Here is an 18,383-nt window from a genome sequence, read left to right as displayed (position 1 = left end):
CCCCGTCCCGCGCGGCACGTCCAGGTGATCATGAGAATCCCGGCGCTGCTCGCGTCCGTCCTCACCCTCCTGGCCGTGTCCGCTTCGCCCGCGACCGCGGAAACCGTTGTCCCGAGGGGGTTCCGGCCCGCTTCGACGAGCTGGACCGGCCCGGACACCGGCTATGTCCTGGGATATTCGCCGTGCGGGAAGTCGTGGTGCCCGGCCCTGCTGGGCACCACGGACGGCGGAGCGCACTGGCGCCGGCTCGGCGCGCCGCCGATGGCCTTGCCGGACAACCACAACCACGTCGCGCTGACGTTCACCGGCGACCGCGTCGCGTACGTCAGCGACGGCGTCCACGTGCGCACGACGCGCGACGGCGGCAAGAGCTGGCACCCGGTCGGCCTGGCCGGCGCGCGGGAGCCCTACTACCTCTCGAAGATCACCGAAACCGCCGGCCGGGTCTTCGCCGTCCTCACCACCTTCGGCGACGGCCACGGCTCGACGCGCCTGTACTCCGGCGCCGCCGGCTCGCCGGTGCTGGTCCCGGTGCCCGGTTTCGCGGCCGCCGGTGGGATCACCTACGGCGACCTGGCCGTCGGCGGTGGCCTGCAGGTCGCGCTCGGCGCGGACTACGGCACCGAGAAGTACTGGACCTCGCGCGACGGCGTCCGCTTCACCCCGGCCGAGCCGCCGTGCCCGGCCGGGTCGGTCGCCTCGCTCGCCGGGGTGCGGGACCGGCAGGTCGTGGCGTTGTGCAGCAGCAGCCCCGGCTCGCCGCAGCCCGGGTCGACCGAGCGGCGGCTGCGGCACGCGGCGAAGCTCGGCGGGACGTTCAGCGGGGGTGACGCGGCGCCGTTCGCCGGGATCACGCAGGGCTTCGGCGCGGCGTCGCCGTCGTCCGCGACGGTCGCGGCCGAGGGCGGCGGGACCGGGTTCCTGCACAGCACCGCCGACGGCGGCCGCACCTGGACGACGACGGTGCTCGCCGACCGCGGGCTCAGCCTGACCGATTTGGACTTCCCCGGTGGCGGTACCGGCGTGGTCGTCGACGGCCAGCCGGACGCCGACGGCGGATCCGCGCTGTACCGGACCACGGATGGCGGACACAACTGGCGCGAACAGCCGATCGGGTAGTTGTCCCTGGCAGGCAAGGCCCTTCGGCCCGGTTCACTTGGTGAACGGCATGTCGTAGTCTGAGCACTGTCCGTTGCCGGACACAGGTGGCCGGACCCGGGCAGGGGCCGGCTCCACAGACGAGGGAGAACAGTCGATGACGCCTGGCGACCTGCGGTCCGGAACCGAGGGCGGTTCGGCGTCCCTCGATTTCTCCAAGGCGAGCCTGGCCCGGCTGTCCGACGCGCTGCTGGGCGGGCACGACCACTACGAGGTCGACCGCGAAGCGATGCGGCGGCTGCTGGCGATCGCGCCCGGCGCGCGCACGATGGCGAAGGAGCACCGCGACTGGCTGGTGCGCGCGGTCCGGTTCCTCGCCGGGAAGCGCGGCATCGACCAGTTCCTGGACCTGGGCTCCGGCATGCCGACGGCGGAGAACACCCACCAGGTGGCCCAGCGGTACAACCCGGACGCGCAGGTCGTGTACGTCGACAACGACCCGGTCGTGCAGGTGCACGGCCGGGCGCTGCTCGAAGAGAACTACCTGACCCACGTCACGGGCGCCGACCTGACCCGGCCGGCGGAGACGCTGGCCGACGAGGTCGTCAAGGAGTACCTCGACTTCACGCGGCCGGTCGCGCTGATCCTGACGTCGATCATCCACCACATCGACGACTTCGAGCGGGCGAAGTCGATCGTCGCGGAGTACGTGGCGGCGCTCGCGCCCGGCTCGTTCCTCCTGCTCACGCACAACTTCGACCCGGAAGAGGACTCGCCCCGCCAGGAGCTGGCGCGGCTGCTGGAGACGAGCTTCCAGGGCACCGGGCTGGGGAGCGTGTTCCGCACCCGGGAGCAGATCACGGAGTTCTTCGACGGCACGGAACTGCTCCGGCCGGGGCTGGTCTACCTGCACGAGTGGTGGCCGGACGGCCCCCGGATCCACCCGTTGAGCGAGCTGAACTTCCTCACGCTGGGCGGCGTGGCCCGCAAGCAGTGACGCCCGGGTCGTGAGTGGGAAACAGGGTTAGAACACTGTTTCCCGCTCACGACGGGGTCAGGCGGCGTTGAAGGTGTCCGGGTCCGGACCGGTGCGCTCGCCGCGGTCCAGCGGCGTCAGCGACTCCAGCTCCTCCTCCGCGAGGGTGAACCCGAACAGGTCGAAGTTCTCTTCGATCCGCGACGGCGTGACGGACTTCGGGATCACCACGTTGCCCAGCTGCAGGTGCCAGCGGAGCACGATCTGCGCCGGCGTGCGGCCGTGCTTCACCGCCAGCTCCGCGATGATCGGGTCGCCCAGCAGCGAGCCGCCCTTGGCCAGCGGGCTCCACGCCTCGGTCGCGATCCCGTGCTTCGCGTCGAACTCGCGGACCTCTCGCTGCTGCAGGTAGGGGTGGAGCTCGATCTGGTTGACCGCCGGGGCGACGTCGGCCGCGTCGAGCAGCCGGGTGAGGTGCGCGGGCTGGAAGTTGGAGACGCCGATCGCGCGGACGCGGCCGTCGGCGTGCAGCTTTTCGAACGCCCGCCAGGTGTCGAGGTACTTGTCGCGCGCGGGCGTCGGCCAGTGGATCAGGTACAGGTCCAGCTGCTCCAGGCCCAGCCGCTTCATGCTTTCGTCGAACGCCTTGAGCGTCGAGTCGTAGCCCTGGGCGGAGTTCCACAGCTTGGTGGTGACGAAGAGCTCGTCACGGGTGATGCCGGACTCGGCGATGGCCTGGCCGACGCCCTTTTCGTTGCCGTAGACGGTGGCGGTGTCGATGCTGCGGTAGCCCGCTTCGAGCGCGGCCTTCACGGCGGTGGCGGTCTCGTCGTCCGGGACCTGGAACACGCCGTAGCCCAGTTGGGGCATCCGTACGCCGTTGTTGAGTTCGATCACGGGCACGCTGGTCACGAGGGTTCCTTTCGGTGGGTGGTTCATCGGGTGGGTACCCGTTCCCCGGCTGCGAAACTGGCCGGGGCCTTGCGGTCGAGCAGGCCGGAGACGAGCGCCACGGCGAGGCCCGCCGCGGCGAGCACAGCGCCGATCCAGTTCGGGGCGGTGTAGCCGAGGCCGGCTTCGATGGCCTGGCCGCCGAGCCACGCGCCGCCGGCGTTGCCGAGGTTGAACGCGGCGATGTTCGCCGCCGACGCCAGCGCCGGGGCGCCCTCGGCCTTGGCCATGACGCGGGCCTGCAGCGGTGGGACCGTCGCGAAGCCGGCCGCGCCGAACAGCGCGATCGTGATCGCGGCCGGCACCTGGGCGTGCGCGGTAAAGACGAAGGCGACGAGCACGATCGCCAGCGCGGCGAGGATGACGTACAGGCTGGGCATCAGCTTGCGGTCCGCGGCCCGGCCGCCGAGCAGGTTGCCGGCGAACAGCCCGGCGCCGAAGAGCACGAGCAGCCAGGTGACGGCGCCGCTGGAGAAGCCGGCGACCTCGGTCATCATCGGCGCGATGTAGGTGAAGGACGCGAACACCCCGGCGAAGCCGAGCGCCGTCATGGCCAGCGCCAGCCAGACCTGCGGGCGGCGGAACACGGCCAGTTCGCCGCGCAGGCCCACGTTGCCGCTCTTCGGCTGGTGCGGCACGAGCGCGAGGATGCCGATCGCGCCGACGACACCGAGGACGCTGACCACCCAGAACGTCGAGCGCCAGCCGAAGGCCTGGCCGAGCGCGGTGCCGGCGGGCACGCCGAGGACGTTCGCCACGGTCAGCCCGGTGAACATCAGCGCGATCGCGCTGGCCTGCTTGGCCGGGGCGACCAGCGACGCGGCGACGACCGAGCCCACGCCGAAGAACGCGCCGTGCGAGAGGGCCGCGACGACCCGGCCGGTCATCAGCAGGCCGTAGCTCGGCGCCAGGGCCGAGAGCACGTTGCCCGCGATGAACAGGCCCATCAGGGCGACCAGCACGGTCTTGCGCGGCACCCGCGAGGCGAGGGCGGTGAGGACGGGGGCACCGACGACGACGCCGAGCGCGTAGCCGGAGATGAGCAGGCCTGCGGACGGGATCGAGACGCCGAAGTCGGTCGCGACCTCGGGCAGCAGGCCCATGATCACGAACTCGGTGGTGCCGATCCCGAAAGCGCTGATCGCGAGGGCGAGCAGAGCGGCGGGCATGGACTTCCTTCTTCCGGAGTAGAGTTATGGGCGTGAGCAACTACGAGCGTCCGAGATAGTTGCACACGCCGTATATTGCACAGGCTTGATAGTGCCGCGCGCAAACGTATGCGGCAAGTCCGGGAGAGGTGAACCGTGTCACTGGACGACGATGCCGTCGAAACCCGCGCGCAGGGCTGGCGCACGCTGGCCGCGCTGCACGCGCGGATCGAAGACCGGCTGCAGCGCGCGCTCGAGCGCGACCACGAGCTGTCGGTGAGCGAGTACAGCGTGCTCGACGCGCTGGGCCGCCAGGACGGCTTCCACCTGCGGATGAACCAGCTGGCCAACGCGGTGGTGCTCAGCCAGTCGGCGACGACCCGGCTGGTCACGCGGCTGGAGGGCCGCGGGCTGCTGGCCCGCTACCTCTGCGCCGACGACCGCCGGGGCATCTACACGGAGGTGACGCCGGCGGGCCGGGCCCTGCTGACGGCGGCACGCCCGACCCACGACACGGCGCTGGCGGAAGCTCTCGCCGAAGCCGAGACCCTGCCGGAACTCGCACCGCTGGTCGCCGCGCTCGGCACGCTCACCTTCACCCGCTGACCCCGCTTGCGGAAAGTTTCGGTGCGCCGTCGGCACTTTCGCGTCGCCCGAAGCGAAACCCGGTCCGTCCCGGTCAGCGGTACCCGACGGAAGGCGGTCCCGTTCGGCCGGGGGATTGGGGCGGCCGCGCACCCTAACCCGTGCTCCATCCGTGGGACCCTTTTGCTGCCTACGTTCGATAGTTTCGCTGGTCAGACCGATTTCTGTGGCTTTTGTCCACGAAAGACCCCGGGTGCCGTCGTTGACCCGATCGTTTCGCCGCACCTAATTTGTTGAACCACCAGACGAACCGGGGTGGTGTCGGCGTGGACTCCTCCTTCTCGCTCAAGCCGGTGCGCCCGGCCGACCAGGCCGCCGTCCGCCGGAGCAACCTCGCGCTGGTGCTGCGGCACCTGCGGGACGCGGGACCCCGCTCGCGAGCGGCGATCGCCGCGGACACCGGGCTGAACAAGGGAACCGTCTCGAGTCTCGTCGCCGAGCTCGTCGAGCGCGGGCTGGCTCGCGAAGGCGAGCGGGAACGCGCCGGCGCGGTCGGGCGGCCGGGCACGATCGTCGAGCTGGACGGCCGTGGCGTCGGCGGCATCGGCGTCGAGATCAACGTCGACTACCTGACCGCGCTCGCCCTCGACCTCACCGGCACCGTGCTCTTCGAACAACGCGTGGCGCTCGACGTGCAAGCCCTCCCCGTGACGAAGGTGCTCGACGCGGGCGCCGAGCTCACCGCGCGGGCGCTGCGGGAATGCCGGCGGCTCGGGGTCACGCCGGCCGGGGTCACCGTCGGCATCCCGGCGCTCGTCGACGTCACGAACGGCACCGTCGCCTTCGCGCCGAACCTGCACTGGACCGACGTTCCGGTGGTCCGCGGGATCACCGAGCGGCTGACGCGGCGGCTCGGGCCGCCCTCGTTCCCGATCCGCACGGCCAACGACGCGAACCTCGGTGCGCTCGGCGAGTACGCCATGGGCAGCATGGCCGGGACCGCCGACCTGGTGTACCTGACCGGCGAGATCGGCGTCGGCGGCGGCGTGATCTCCGGCGGCCGGCTGCTCGGCGGCGCGGAGGGGTTCGCCGGCGAGGTCGGGCACATCCAGGTCGACCCGGCGGGCCGCGTCTGCGGGTGCGGGCGCCGCGGCTGCTGGGAGACCCTCGTCGGGCTGGCCGGGATGCTGCGGCTCGCCGCGTCGCCGAGCGACCCGGTGCACGACCCCTCGCTCGACCTCGAACAGCGGCTCGACATGATCCGCCGCCGCGCCGAGCTCAAGGACAAGCGCACGCTCGACGCGCTCGCGCAGGTCGGCACCGGCCTGGGCGTCGGCGCGGCCGTGCTGGTCAACGTCTTCAACCCGCGCGTGGTGCTGCTCGGCGGGTACTTCGCCCAGCTGGGCCCGTACCTGCTCGGCCCGATGCTGGCCGAGCTGGAGGCCAGGGTGATCGCCCCGGGTACCGGGGGCTGCCGCGTCGAGCTGTCCTGGCTCGGGTTCTCCGCGGCTTCGCGCGGCGGCGCGCACGTCGCGCTGCAAGCGGTGTTCGACGATCCGGCGCTCGTGCCGGTGCGGCCGGAAAGGGACAGCGGATGACGTTCGCAGAGGTGGCCGGTAAAGGCCAGAGGCTTATCGGAGCCTGCCGGAATCCGCAAGATGGGACGTGCTGTGGCCGGGCCCACGGGGCAGATTGGGCAGGCCCGGACGGCCGCGCCGCCGCAGGTGAGGGGGCTCGAAGACCCGGCGGGCCGGGCGGCGCCGGCCACGGTGGCCCGGCGCCGCGCCCTCGTCGCGAAGGAGTGCGGAAACACTTGATCGACTGCGGCGATGTAGTCCGGGTGGACCTCTGCCCGCCCGGGGGGACCGCGCTCGCCGCGGCCGGCGGGCGCACCGCGGCGAGCAGTGTCTTGACCCGCGTCCCGTCGGGGGCGACCGGCGCGGGCTGAATTTGCCGAACTGGAGGAAGAACATGGGGAAGATCGGTGTCTGGCTGATCGGTGCCCGGGGCTCGGTGGCCACAACGGCCATCGCCGGTGCCGCCGCGATGCGCGCGGGACTGGCCGCGCGCACGGGGTGCGTGACCGAGCTGCCGGACTTCGCCGGGACGCGGCTGCCCGGACTGGGAGACCTGGTCTTCGGGGGTCACGACGTCGTCGACACGCCGCTGGTCAAGCGGGCGGAGCAGCTGGTCGCGGCGGGCGTGCTGCCCGCGACCCTGCCCGGCCCGATCAGCGCCGACCTGGAAGCCGCCGAAACCCGGCTGCGCCCGGCGCCGGACGGCGGCGGCCGTGCGGCGATCGACCGGATCGCCGCCGACCTGACGGCGTTCGGCGCGGGCTTGGACCACGTCGTCGTCCTCAACGTCTCCTCCACCGAGCCGCCGTGCGTCCCGCACCCGGCGCACGCTTCCTTGGCCGCCCTCGAAGCCGCGCTGGACGCGGGCGAGGAGGTCCTCCCGGCGAGCGCCGTCTACGCCTACGCCGCCTTCCGCGCGGGCTGTGGCTTTGTCGACTTCACCCCGTCCACCGGCGCGCGGCTGCCGGCGCTGGACGAACTCGCCCGCACCACGGGACTTCCGTACGCGGGCCGCGACGGTAAGACCGGCGAGACGCTGCTGCGGTCGGTGCTCGCGCCGATGTTCGCCCAGCGCGCGCTGAACGTCCTGTCCTGGTCGGGCACGAACCTGCTCGGCGGCGGGGACGGCGCCACGCTCGCCGACCCGGGTGCGGCGTCGAGCAAGAACGCGTCGAAGCAGCAGGTGCTCTCACAGAACCTCGGCCGCGACGTCGACGGCGAGGTGCACATCGACTACGTCCCGGCGCTCGGCGACTGGAAGACCGCCTGGGACCACGTGCTGTTCGAGGGGTTCCTCGGCGCGCGCATGACCCTGCAGCTGACGTGGCAGGGCTGCGACTCCGCGCTCGCGGCGCCGCTGGTGCTCGACCTCGCCCGCCTCACCGCCAAGGCGTGCGGTGACGGCGTCGCCGGGCCGGTCGCCGAGTTCGGGTTCTTCTTCAAGGATCCCGTCGGCGAGGGCCCGCACGACCTCGCGTCGCAGTACGCGGCCCTGCGCGAGTGGGCGAACCGGTGAAGGCGCTCGTCGAGCTCGTCCGCGCGCCCGCCGCGCTGACCGTGCCCGGGGACGCCGTCGCCGGGGCCGCCGCGTCGGGCTGGCCCTTCGGCCGCCGGACCCTCGCCCTGACCGGCGCGTCCGTCTGCATCTACTGGGCGGGCATGGCGCTCAACGACTACGCCGACCGCCACCTCGACGCGATGGAACGGCCCGAGCGACCGATCCCGTCCGGCCGGATCAAGGCCGGCACGGCGCTCGGCGTGGCGACCGGCCTGACCGCGGGCGGGCTGGGCATCGCCGCGGCCGCCGGCGGGAAGCAGGCCCTGCGCGTCGCGCTGCCGCTGGCCGCGACGGTCTGGGCGTACGACTTCGTGCTCAAGGAGACCGTGTTCGGGCCGGCCGCGATGGCCGCCGCCCGGGCCCTGGACGTGCTGCTCGGCGGGGGCGGTGCCCGGGCGGCGGTCCCGGCCGCGTTGACGGTCGGGGCGCACACCTACGCGGTGACAGCGTTGTCAAGGTCCGAAGTGGACGGTGCCAGGCCCGCCCTGCCGGCGGCCACCCTCGCCGCCACGGCCGGGGTGCGCGTCGCCGCCGGTCGCGTCGGGCCGCTGGCTTCGGCGCTGCTCGGGACGTACGCGCTGACCACCGGGCGGGCGCAGTACGACGCCATCCGCGACCCGGCCGCGCCGAAGATCCGGCGCGCGGTCGGCGCGGGCATCCACGGGATGATCCCGCTGCAGGCCGGGCTGATCGCCCGCACCGGCGCGTGGCGCTCGGCGCTGGCCGTCGCCGCCGCGTTCCCGATCGCGCGGGCGCTGAGCCGGAAGGTGTCGCCGACATGAGGTTCGGGTACGGCACCAACGGCTTCGCCAACCACCGCCTCGGCGACGCCCTGCGCGTCCTGGCCGACCTCGGCTACGACGGCGTCGCGCTGACGCTGGACCACCAGCACCTCGACCCGTTCGGGCCGGACCTCGCCCGCCGCGTCGCCGACGTCGCCGCGGAACTGGACCGGCTCGGGCTGGCCGTCGTGATCGAGACGGGCGCGCGGTTCCTGCTGGACCCGTGGCGCAAGCACTCGCCGACGTTCCTCGACCCGGACCGGGCCGGGCGGATCGGGTTCCTGACCCGGGCCGTCGAGATCGCCGCGGACCTCGGCGCCGAGGCGGTGTCGTTCTGGAGCGGCAACAAGCCCGCCGATCTGTCCACTGAGGACGCTTGGACCCAGCTGGTCGACGGGTGCGCCGACGTGCTGAAAGCCGCCGACGAGCACGACGTCGCGCTCGGGTTCGAGCCCGAGCCGGGGATGCTCGTCGAGGACCTCGACGGCTACTTCGAGCTGGCGCGACGGCTCGGCGACCCGGAGCGGTTCGGGCTGACGCTGGACATCGGGCACTGCCGGTGCAACGAGACGGCGTCCGTGCCCGACTGCGTCCGGCGCGCGCTGCCGCGGCTGGTGAATGTCCAGATCGACGACATGCGCCGCGGCACGCACGAGCACCTGGAGTTCGGCCGGGGCGAGATCGACTTCCCGCCCGTGCTGGAAGCGCTGTCGCCGTACCCCGGGCTGGTCGCGGTGGAACTGCCGCGCGACAGCCACGCGGCCCCGCGGATCGCCCGCGAGTCCCTGGAATTCCTGCGCAAGGCGGTGGCCGCGTGAACGCCTGGCTGGACGAAGCCCTGACCAAGGTCGCCGAAGACGCGACCGCGTTGCGGACGCTGTTCCCCGGTGTCGGCCGCCGGGTCGGCCGGGGCCCGTCGGACGTCCCGGGCTGGACGGTGGACGACGTGGCCCGCGTGGAGCTGCTCCGGGCGGCTCCCGGGGCCGCGGCGGAGATGCCCGACCTCTACCGCTACGGAGACGCCGCCGAGAAGCGGGCCGTCCTGCGTGGACTGTCCGTTGTGGACGTCGGGGCCGCCGGGCTCGACCTGGTCGCCGACGCCCTGCGGACCAACGACACCCGGCTCGTCACCGCGGCTATGGGGGTGTACGCGGCCACCCACCTGGACGACTCCGCGTACCGCCACGGCGTCCTCAAGTGCGTCTTCATGGGCATCCCCTTGGCCGAGGTCGCCGGGCTGGACCGCCGGACCGACGAGGAGCTGCTGCGCATGATGCGGTCGTTCGCCGCCGAGCGCACCGCCGCGGGCCGCGCCGTGCCCGCCGACCTCCTCCCGCTGCTGAACGAACAGGACGCCTGATGCGCATCTTCGACCCGCACATCCACATGAGCTCCCGCACCACCGACGACTACGCGGCCATGCACGCCGCCGGGGTCCGCGCGCTCGTCGAGCCGGCGTTCTGGCTGGGCCAGCCGCGCACGAACGTCGGCAGCTTCACCGACTACTTCGACGCGCTCGTCGGCTGGGAACCGTTCCGCGCGAGCCAGTTCGGCATCGCCCACCACTGCACGATCGCGCTGAACCCCAAGGAAGCCAACGACCCGCGGTGCGCGCCGGTGCTCGACCTGCTGCCGCGGTACCTGGAGAAGGACGGCGTGGTCGCGGTCGGCGAGATCGGCTACGACTCGATGACCGCGGAGGAGGACAAGGCGTTCGCCGCGCAGCTGGCCCTGGCGATCGACCACGAGCTGCCCGCGATGGTGCACACCCCGCACCGCGACAAGGCGGCCGGCACCGAGCGCAGCATCGCCGTCGTCCGCGAGTCGGGCATCGCGCCCGAGCGGGTGGTGCTCGACCACCTCAACGAGATGACCGTCGCGATGGTCAAGGAGTCCGGCTCCTGGATGGGGTTCTCGATCTACCCGGACACCAAGATGGACGAGGAGCGGATGGTCGCGATCCTGCGCGAGTACGGGACCGAGCGGGTGCTGGTGAACTCCGCCGCGGACTGGGGCAAGAGCGACCCGCTCAAGACCCGCAAGACCGGCGACGCGATGCTGGCCGCCGGGTTCACCGACGACGACGTCGACCGGGTGCTGTGGCGCAACCCGGTGGAGTTCTACGGCCAGAGCGGGCGTCTTTCGCTGGACGGCGAAGCGCCGGACGCCGAGTTCGCGGGCAACTCGATCCTGCGGGGGGCCCGCAAGTGAGGTTCCGGCACCGCGACGGCACGCTCGTCCACCTCGCCTACTGCACCAACGTGCACCAGGCCGAGGACCTCGACGGCGTGCTCACCCAGCTGGCCCGCTTCGGCGAGCCGGTGCGGGAACGCCTGGGTGTCGGCCGGCTCGGGCTCGGCCTGTGGCTGGCCCGGCCGGTGGCAACCGAGCTGACCGCCGACCCGGCCGCGGTTTCCCGGCTCCGGCGCGAACTCGCCGCGCGCGGCCTGGAGGTCGTCACCCTCAACGGGTTCCCGTACCAGGGCTTCCACGATCCGGTCGTCAAGCACAAGGTCTACCGGCCGGACTGGTCGACGCCCGAGCGGACGCGGTACACCCTCGACCTGGCGCGGCTGCTCGCGGAGCTGATGCCGGAGGACGCCGTGCGCGGCAGCGTCTCGACGTTGCCGCTCGGCTGGCGCACCGAATGGCGCGACGATCGTGGCCAGCTCGACCTGCTCGCCGAGGGGCTGGCGAAGGTCGGCCGTCCGGTGCGGGTGGCGTTCGAACCCGAACCCGGGTGCGTCATCGAGACGACCGCGCAGGCAGCGTCGCTGCTGTCCGAAGTGGACAAGAACTGGCTCGGCGTCTGCCTCGACACGTGCCACCTCGCGGTCGGGTTCGAGGACCCGGCGGCCGCGCTCGGTCGGCTCGAAGCCGCCGGGCTTGACGTCGTCAAGCTCCAGGCGTCGGCCGCGCTGGAGGCCGCTTCGCCGAGGGACCCGGTGACGCGCAAGGCGTTGGAGTCCTTTGTGGAGCCGAGGTTCCTGCACCAGAGCAACGAAGGCGCGCCGCCGGGTGCCGACGACCTCGATGAAGCGCTGGCCGGAGGCCTCCCGGGCGAGGCGCCGTGGCGCGTGCACTTCCACGTGCCGCTGCACGCCGACCCGGCGCCGCCGCTGACGTCGACCCGGCCGGTGCTGGCCGGCACCCTGGCCGAGCTGTTCGGCGGCGCGAGCGCGCGCACCGACCACGTCGAGGTCGAGACCTACACCTGGCAGGTGCTCCCGGACGCACCCGCCGACGACGCCGGGCTCGTCGCGGGCATCGCGGCCGAGCTGGACTGGACCCGGCGTTCCCTGATCGCACTAGGCTTGGAAGAGGTTTCCGAATGAGCTTGCTGGTTCTCGACGTCGTGGGGCTGACGCCGCGGCTGCTCCCGCACATGCCCAACCTGCGCAAGATGGCCGAACCCGGCTTCACCGCGCAGCTGGACACCGTGTTCCCGGCCGTCACGTGCTCGGTGCAGTCGACGTTCCTCACCGGGCTGCAGCCGGCCGAGCACGGCATCGTCGGCAACGGCTGGTACTTCCGCGACCTCGGCGAGATCTTCCTGTGGCGCCAGCACAACAAGCTGGTGCAGGGCGACAAGTTCTGGGACGCCGCCCGCCGCGCGCAGGCCGGGCACAAGGTCGCCAACGTCTGCTGGTGGTACGCGATGGGCATGGACGTCGACCTGACGGTGACCCCGCGGCCGATCTACCACGCCGACGGCAAGAAGTCCCCGGACGCCTACACCCACCCGCCGCAGCTGCACGACCGCCTGGTCGGCGCCCTCGGCGAGTTCCCGCTCTTCACCTACTGGGGGCCGACGGCGGCGATCACGTCGTCGAAGTGGATCATCGCCGCCGCGCAGAAGATCATGGCCGAGGACAAGCCCGACACCACCCTCGTCTACCTCCCGCACCTGGACTACGACCTGCAGCGCTTCGGCCCCGACGCGCCCCAGGCCGCGGCCGCCGCGCGGGAGATCGACGCCGCCATGAAGCCGCTGCTGGACCAAGCGGCCGCGGGCGGGCACACCGTCGTCGCGCTCTCGGAGTACGGCATCGCGAACGCGAGCCGTCCCGTCGACATCAACCGGGCGCTGCGTCGCGAGGGCTTGCTCAACGTGTACGTCCAGGCGGGCATGGAGTACCTCGACCCGTGGACGTCGCGGGCGTTCGCGGTGGCCGACCACCAGGTCGCGCACGTCTACGTCGCCGACCCCGCCGACATCCCGCGCGTGCGGGACATCGTCGCCGGACTGTCCGGAGTGGACGTCGTGCTGGACCGCGAGGGTCAGGCGGGGATCGGCATCAACCACGAACGGGCCGGTGAGCTGGTCGCGATCGCCGAGCCGGACGCCTGGTTCACGTACTACTACTGGCTGAGCGACGACCGCGCGCCCGACTTCGCCAAGACCGTCGAGATCCACCGCAAGCCCGGCTACGACCCGGCCGAGCTGTTCTTCGACCCGAACGACCCGAGGGTGAAGCTGAAGGCCGCGTCCGCGCTGGCCCGCAAGAAGCTCGGCCTGCGGTACTCGATGCAGGTCGTGCCGCTCGACCCGGCGCCGGTCCGCGGGAGTCACGGGCGGCTGCCCGACTCGCCCGAGGACGGACCGGTGCTGCTGTGCTCGGATCCTTCGCTCGCGCGCGAAAAGATCCACGCCACCGAGGTCAAGGAACTGCTGCTAGCCGCCGTTCGCACGGAGTAACGCATCCAGGAGGTCAGGACATGGCACGACCGTTGACCCTGTTCACCGGGCAGTGGGCCGATCTGCCGTTCGAGGAGGTGTGCGAGCTGGCGAGCGGCTGGGGCTACGAAGGCCTCGAGATCGCCTGCTGGGGCGACCACTTCGAAGTGGACCGCGCGCTGGCGGAAGACGGCTACGTCCAGGCCAAGCTGGAGACGCTGGCCAAGTACGACCTCAAGGTGTGGGCGATCTCGAACCACCTGCTCGGCCAGGCCGTCTGCGACCACCCGATCGACGAGCGGCACGAGGCCATCCTGCCCGCCCGGATCTGGGGCGACGGCGAGGCCGAGGGCGTCCGGCAGCGGGCGGCGGAGGAGATGAAGACCACCGCCCGTGCCGCGGCCAAGCTCGGAGTGTCCACTGTGGTCGGGTTCACCGGCTCGTCGATCTGGCACACGGTGGCGATGTTCCCGCCGGTGCCGCCGTCGATGATCGAGCGCGGGTACGCCGACTTCGCCGACCGCTGGAACCCGATCCTCGACGTGTTCGACGAGGTCGGCGTGCGCTTCGCCCACGAGGTGCACCCGAGCGAGATCGCCTACGACTACTGGAGCACCGTCCGGACGCTGGAGGCGATCGGCCACCGCGAGGCGTTCGGGCTGAACTTCGACCCGTCGCACTTCGTCTGGCAGGACCTCGACCCGGTCGGGTTCCTGTGGGACTTCAAGGACCGCATCTACCACGTCGACTGCAAGGAGGCCCGCAAGCAGCTCAACGGCCGCAACGGCCGGCTCGGCTCCCACCTGCCCTGGGCGGATCCCCGCCGCGGCTGGGACTTCGTGTCCACCGGCCACGGCGACGTCCCGTGGGAGGACGTCTTCCGGATGCTCAACGCCATCGGCTACGACGGCCCGATCTCCATCGAGTGGGAAGACGCGGGCATGGACCGGCTCGTCGGCGCTCCGGAAGCGCTGGAGTTCGTCCGCAAGCTCAACTTCACCCCACCCTCGGCGGCGTTCGACGCCGCTTTCTCCTCGAAGAAGTAACGCTTCTGTTCAACGGGTGACCGCCAGCCCCGTCGGAAGGTGATCGAAACCGGCTTCGGCCCACTCCGGGGCGAAGCACGCTCAAAATCAGGAAGGATCCCGCATGTCTCCGTCCCCACCGAAGTGGGCGAGGCTGTTCGGCACCGCGCTCCTCGGCGCCGGCCTCCTGCTCACCCTCGACACCCCGGCCCGCGCGGACATCCCGCCCGCGGACTACCAGCAGGTCGCGCTCGCCACCGGCGCGGCCGAGCTCGGCGAGGCGATGTCGCTCGCCGTGCTGCCCGACCGCTCGGTCGTGCACACCTCCCGCGACGGCACCGTCCGCGTCACCACCGCGGCCGGCGCGACCTCCGTCGCGGCCAAGCTGAACGTCTACACCCACGACGAGGAAGGCCTCCAGGGCGTCGCCGCCGACCCCGGCTTCGCGACCAACCGCTACGTCTGGCTGTACTACTCGCCGCGTCTGTCCACACCGGACGGTGACGCGCCGACCGAGGGCACCGAGGCGGACTTCGCGCCGTTCAAGGGCGAGCTGCACCTGTCGAGGTTCGTTCTCAAGACCGACAACACGCTCGACCTGGCCAGCGAGAAGGTCGTGCTGAAGGTGGCCAACGACCGCGGCCAGTGCTGCCACGTCGGCGGCGACATCGACTTCGACGCCGCCGGCAACCTCTACCTCACCACCGGCGACGACACCAACCCGTTCTCCTCCGACAGCTACTCGCCGATCGACGAGCGGACCAACCGCAACCCGCAGTTCGACGCGCAGCGGTCGTCGGGCAACACGAACGACCTGCGCGGCAAGCTGCTGCGGATCCACCCGCAGGCGGACGGGACCTACACCGTCCCGTCCGGCAACCTCTTCGCGCCGGGCACCGCGAACACCCGGGCGGAGATCTACGCGATGGGCTTCCGCAACCCGTTCCGGATGAGTGTCGACAAACCGACCGGCGTCGTCTACCTCGGCGACTACGGCCCGGACGCCGGCACCACGGACCCGAACCGCGGGCCGCAGGGCCAGGTCGAGTTCGACCGGATCACCGGGCCGGGCAACTTCGGCTGGCCGTACTGCACCGGCTCGAACACGACGACCGAGACGTACAATCACTACACGTTCCCGAGCGGGCCGTCGGGTGCGAAGTACGACTGCGCGGGCGGGCCGACGAACTCCTCGTTCCGCAACACCGGGCTCGCCCAGCTGCCGGTGCCGAAACCCGCGTGGATCAAGTACGCGGGTGACGAGGGTTCGCCGCCGGAGTTCGGCAGCGGTTCGGAGTCGCCGATGGGCGGGCCGGTCTACCGGTACGACGCCGCTTCGACGTCCACGGTCAAGTTCCCGCAGTCCCTCGACGGCAAGTTCTTCGCCGGGGAGTACGGGCGCAAGTGGATCAAGGCGGTGACCGTCAACGCCGACGGCACGCGCGGCGGCATCGAGAACTTCCCGTGGTCCGGCACGCAGGTCATGGACATGGCGTTCGGCCCCGACGGCGCCCTGTACGTCCTCGACTACGGCACCGGCGACGACAACCAGGCGCTCTACCGGATCGAGTACCTGGCGGGCACCAACCGCAACCCGGTCGCGAAAGCCGCGTCCGACAAGACGTCCGGGCCGAACCCGCTGACCGTGAACTTCTCCTCGGCGGGCAGCAGCGACCCCGAAGGCGGGGCGTTGAGCTACCGCTGGGACTTCGGCGACGGTCAGACGTCGACGTCGGCGAACCCGGCGCACACCTACACCACCAACGGGACCTATTCGCCGACGCTCACGGTCTCGGATCCGGAGGGCCTGACCGGCACAGCGAGCCTGGTCGTCACGGTCGGGAACACCGCGCCGACGATCGCGCTCGGCACCCCGGCCGACGGCCAGCTGTTCTCCTTCGGCGACACCGTGCCCTTCCAGGTGACCGGCAGCGACCCGGAGGACGGGCCGCTGGACTGCTCGAAGGTCAAGGTCACCTACCTGCTGGGCCACGACAGCCACCAGCACCAGATCACGCAGGCGACCGGGTGCAATGGCTCGATCGCCGTCCCGGTCGACGGTGAGCACGACGCCGCGGCGAACATCTTCGGCGTCTTCGACGCGCAGTACACCGACAACGGCGGGCTGACGTCCCACAGCGTCCGCAAGCTGCAGCCGCGGCACCGTCAAGGCGAGCACTTCTCGGCGCAGTCCGGGATCCAGCTCGCGGACCACGGCTCGGCCGAGGGCGGCCGGACGGTCGGGTACACCGACGACGGCGACTGGATCTCCTTCACGCCGTACGCGCTGGCCAACGCGACGTCGATCAGCGCGCGGGTGTCCTCGGGTGGTCCCGGCGGGACCCTGGAGGTCCGCGCGGGCTCGCCGACCGGCACCCTGCTCGGGTCGGTGGCCGTCGCCAACACCGGTGACTGGGACACGTTCCAGAACGTCACGGCGAACCTGGCGAACCGGCCGTCGGGCACGACGACGCTGTACCTCGTGTTCAAGGGCGTCACCGGGCAGGGCAACCTGTTCGACCTCGACGCGTTCACCTTCACCACCGCCACCCAGGCGGGCCCGGTCGAAGGCGAGTCGTTCACCTCCGGCTCGGGCGTCCAGATCGCGCCGCACGCCGCGGCGAGCGGCGGGAACACCTTGGGCTACATCGAGAACGGCGACTGGGCCGGGTACGCGCCGGTGAGCACGGCGGGCGCCCGGACGTTCACCGCGCGGGTGTCGTCGGCCGGCGCGGGCGGCACGATCGAGATCCGGTCCGGCTCGGCGACCGGGACGCTGCTGGGCACGGTCGCGGTGCCGCCGACCGGTGACTGGGAGGTCTTCCAGACCGTCACCACGTCGGTGTCGAGCGGGTCCGGGCCGCTGTTCCTGGTTTTCCGCGGCGGCTCCGGTTCCCTCTTCGACATCGACACGTTTAGCCTGAGCAGCATGCCGACCCAGGTCGATCCCGCGTACGACGTGCTGGTGTTCTCCAAGACGGCCGGCTTCCGGCACGACGCGATCCCGGCCGGGATCCAGGCGATCCGGGAGCTGGGCGCCGCCGAGGGATTCGGGGTGACGGCGACCGAGGACGCGTCCGTGTTCACAGCCACCGAACTGGCGAAGTACCAGGCGGTGGTGTTCCTCTCGACCACCGGTGACGTCCTGGACACGACCCAGCAGGCGGCGTTCGAGTCCTATGTGGAGGGTGGGGGCGGCTACCTCGGCGTCCACGCGGCGGCGGACACCGAGTACGACTGGCCGTGGTACGGCACGCTGGTCGGCGCTTACTTCAAGAGCCACCCGGCGATCCAGCAGGCCCGGTTCGTGACCGAAGACGGCACCCACCCGGCGACGGCGCACCTGCCGGCGGTCTGGACCCGGACCGACGAGCTGTACAACTACCGCACGAACCCGCGCGGCAGTGTCCACGTGCTGCAGACGCTGGACGAGTCCAGCTACACCGGCGGCGAGATGGGTGCCGACCACCCGATCACGTGGTGTCACCCGCAGGGTGCCGGCCGCTCGTTCTACACCGGGCTCGGCCACACGATCGAGTCGTACTCGGACCCGGCGTTCCGGACCGAGCTGCTGGGCGGGATCCGCTACGCCGCCGGGGTCGTCCCGGCTTCGTGCGGCTCGTCGTCGTCCACAGTGGAGGGTGAGTCGTTCACGTCCGGCTCGGGCGTGCAGATCGCTTCGCACGCTCCGGCCAGCGGCGGCCAGACGCTGGGCTACATCGAGAACGGTGACTGGGCCGGCTACGCGCCGGTGAGCACGGCGGGCGTCACGCGGTTCAGCGCGGTCGTGTCGTCGGCGGGCGCGGGCGGCACGATCGAGATCCGCGACGGCTCGCCGACCGGCGCCCTGCTGGGCACGGTGGCGGTGCCGAACACGGGCAGCTGGGAGACGTTCCAGACGGTCTCGACGACGCTGTCACCCGGCTCGGGCCCGCTCCACCTGGTCTTCCGAGGCGGCGCGGGTTCCCTGTTCGACATCGACACGCTGACCGTCTCGTAAGCCCG

General features: G+C 71.8%; 15 protein-coding genes. 13 read left to right on the top strand and 2 right to left on the bottom strand.

Going from position 1 to position 18,383, the window contains the following annotated elements:
- The first annotated feature begins 24 nt into the window (after positions 1-24).
- Positions 25-1,119, top strand: coding sequence for a hypothetical protein (locus tag ABZ342_RS08320; protein ID WP_360470194.1), 1,095 nt, complete (start codon positions 25-27; stop codon positions 1,117-1,119).
- Between the two features lie 136 nt (positions 1,120-1,255).
- Entirely contained in the window at positions 1,256-2,095 is an 840-nt protein-coding gene (locus ABZ342_RS08315) for an SAM-dependent methyltransferase (protein ID WP_360470192.1), read from the top strand.
- A 57-nt stretch (positions 2,096-2,152) separates the two neighbouring features.
- Here ABZ342_RS08315 and ABZ342_RS08310 read toward each other — a convergent pair whose 3' ends face one another.
- Together ABZ342_RS08310 and ABZ342_RS08305 are read right to left on the bottom strand one after the other, a co-directional pair.
- Positions 2,153-2,986 carry an aldo/keto reductase gene (locus ABZ342_RS08310; RefSeq protein WP_360470189.1) on the bottom strand — a complete coding sequence of 278 codons (834 nt, stop codon included), beginning with the start codon at positions 2,984-2,986 and terminating at the stop codon, positions 2,153-2,155.
- Positions 2,987-3,009: 23 nt separating this feature from the next.
- Positions 3,010-4,194, bottom strand: coding sequence for an MFS transporter (locus ABZ342_RS08305; RefSeq protein WP_360470187.1), 1,185 nt, complete (start codon positions 4,192-4,194; stop codon positions 3,010-3,012).
- Positions 4,195-4,329: 135 nt separating this feature from the next.
- On the opposite strand from ABZ342_RS08305, the gene ABZ342_RS08300 reads away from it, so the two are divergent.
- The 11 genes from ABZ342_RS08300 to ABZ342_RS08250 all read left to right on the top strand — a co-directional run bounded on the left by ABZ342_RS08300 (position 4,330) and on the right by ABZ342_RS08250 (position 18,378).
- Positions 4,330-4,779: a MarR family transcriptional regulator gene (locus tag ABZ342_RS08300; protein WP_360470184.1), complete on the top strand. Its 450-nt coding sequence runs from the start codon at positions 4,330-4,332 to the stop codon at positions 4,777-4,779.
- A gap of 305 nt (positions 4,780-5,084) precedes the next feature.
- Entirely contained in the window at positions 5,085-6,356 is a 1,272-nt protein-coding gene (locus tag ABZ342_RS08295; protein ID WP_360470181.1) for an ROK family transcriptional regulator, read from the top strand.
- A gap of 373 nt (positions 6,357-6,729) precedes the next feature.
- The gene (locus ABZ342_RS08290; RefSeq protein WP_360470179.1) at positions 6,730-7,851 is read left to right on the top strand and encodes an inositol-3-phosphate synthase; all 1,122 of its coding nucleotides are present in this window, start codon (positions 6,730-6,732) and stop codon (positions 7,849-7,851) included.
- A complete protein-coding gene (locus ABZ342_RS08285) occupies positions 7,848-8,675 on the top strand; it encodes an SCO3242 family prenyltransferase (protein WP_155547327.1) in 828 nt (275 codons plus the stop codon). The genes ABZ342_RS08290 and ABZ342_RS08285 overlap by 4 nt, the downstream gene beginning before the upstream one ends.
- A complete protein-coding gene (locus ABZ342_RS08280; RefSeq protein ID WP_360470176.1) occupies positions 8,672-9,493 on the top strand; it encodes a sugar phosphate isomerase/epimerase family protein in 822 nt (273 codons plus the stop codon). The genes ABZ342_RS08285 and ABZ342_RS08280 overlap by 4 nt, the downstream gene beginning before the upstream one ends.
- Positions 9,490-10,035: an EboA domain-containing protein gene (locus ABZ342_RS08275; protein ID WP_360470173.1), complete on the top strand. Its 546-nt coding sequence runs from the start codon at positions 9,490-9,492 to the stop codon at positions 10,033-10,035. The genes ABZ342_RS08280 and ABZ342_RS08275 overlap by 4 nt, the downstream gene beginning before the upstream one ends.
- Positions 10,035-10,886 (top strand): TatD family hydrolase, encoded by an 852-nt coding sequence (locus ABZ342_RS08270; protein ID WP_360470171.1) that lies wholly within the window; start codon positions 10,035-10,037, stop codon positions 10,884-10,886. The genes ABZ342_RS08275 and ABZ342_RS08270 overlap by 1 nt, the downstream gene beginning before the upstream one ends.
- A complete protein-coding gene (gene eboE / locus ABZ342_RS08265; protein WP_360470168.1) occupies positions 10,883-12,010 on the top strand; it encodes a metabolite traffic protein EboE in 1,128 nt (375 codons plus the stop codon). Before ABZ342_RS08270 ends, eboE begins: the two co-directional genes overlap by 4 nt.
- Entirely contained in the window at positions 12,007-13,374 is a 1,368-nt protein-coding gene (locus ABZ342_RS08260; protein ID WP_360470165.1) for a nucleotide pyrophosphatase/phosphodiesterase family protein, read from the top strand. The genes eboE and ABZ342_RS08260 overlap by 4 nt, the downstream gene beginning before the upstream one ends.
- A 20-nt stretch (positions 13,375-13,394) precedes the next feature.
- Positions 13,395-14,399, top strand: coding sequence for a sugar phosphate isomerase/epimerase family protein (locus ABZ342_RS08255; RefSeq protein WP_360470161.1), 1,005 nt, complete (start codon positions 13,395-13,397; stop codon positions 14,397-14,399).
- A gap of 103 nt (positions 14,400-14,502) precedes the next feature.
- On the top strand, positions 14,503-18,378 hold the full coding sequence (locus tag ABZ342_RS08250) for a carbohydrate-binding protein (RefSeq protein WP_360470158.1): 3,876 nt from the start codon (positions 14,503-14,505) through the stop codon (positions 18,376-18,378).
- Positions 18,379-18,383 lie beyond the last annotated feature (5 nt).

The organism is Amycolatopsis sp. NPDC005961, assembly GCF_040629235.1.
Taxonomy (GTDB): Bacteria; Actinomycetota; Actinomycetes; order Mycobacteriales; family Pseudonocardiaceae; genus Amycolatopsis; species Amycolatopsis camponoti.
The sequence above is the reverse complement of the archived record's forward strand: the minus strand, read 5'-3'. Positions and strand labels throughout refer to the sequence as shown.

What these genes read in the sequence shown, in the direction of transcription:
- ABZ342_RS08315 (WP_360470192.1), top strand. Translation starts at nt 1,256, where the DNA reads ATGACGCCTGGCGACCTGCGGTCCGGAACCGAGGGCGGTTCGGCGTCC.
- ABZ342_RS08305 (WP_360470187.1), bottom strand. Translation starts at nt 4,194, where the DNA reads ATGCCCGCCGCTCTGCTCGCCCTCGCGATCAGCGCTTTCGGGATCGGC.
- ABZ342_RS08290 (WP_360470179.1), top strand. Translation starts at nt 6,730, where the DNA reads ATGGGGAAGATCGGTGTCTGGCTGATCGGTGCCCGGGGCTCGGTGGCC.
- ABZ342_RS08280 (WP_360470176.1), top strand. Translation starts at nt 8,672, where the DNA reads ATGAGGTTCGGGTACGGCACCAACGGCTTCGCCAACCACCGCCTCGGC.
- ABZ342_RS08270 (WP_360470171.1), top strand. Translation starts at nt 10,035, where the DNA reads ATGCGCATCTTCGACCCGCACATCCACATGAGCTCCCGCACCACCGAC.
- ABZ342_RS08260 (WP_360470165.1), top strand. Translation starts at nt 12,007, where the DNA reads ATGAGCTTGCTGGTTCTCGACGTCGTGGGGCTGACGCCGCGGCTGCTC.
- ABZ342_RS08255 (WP_360470161.1), top strand. Translation starts at nt 13,395, where the DNA reads ATGGCACGACCGTTGACCCTGTTCACCGGGCAGTGGGCCGATCTGCCG.
- ABZ342_RS08250 (WP_360470158.1), top strand. Translation starts at nt 14,503, where the DNA reads ATGTCTCCGTCCCCACCGAAGTGGGCGAGGCTGTTCGGCACCGCGCTC.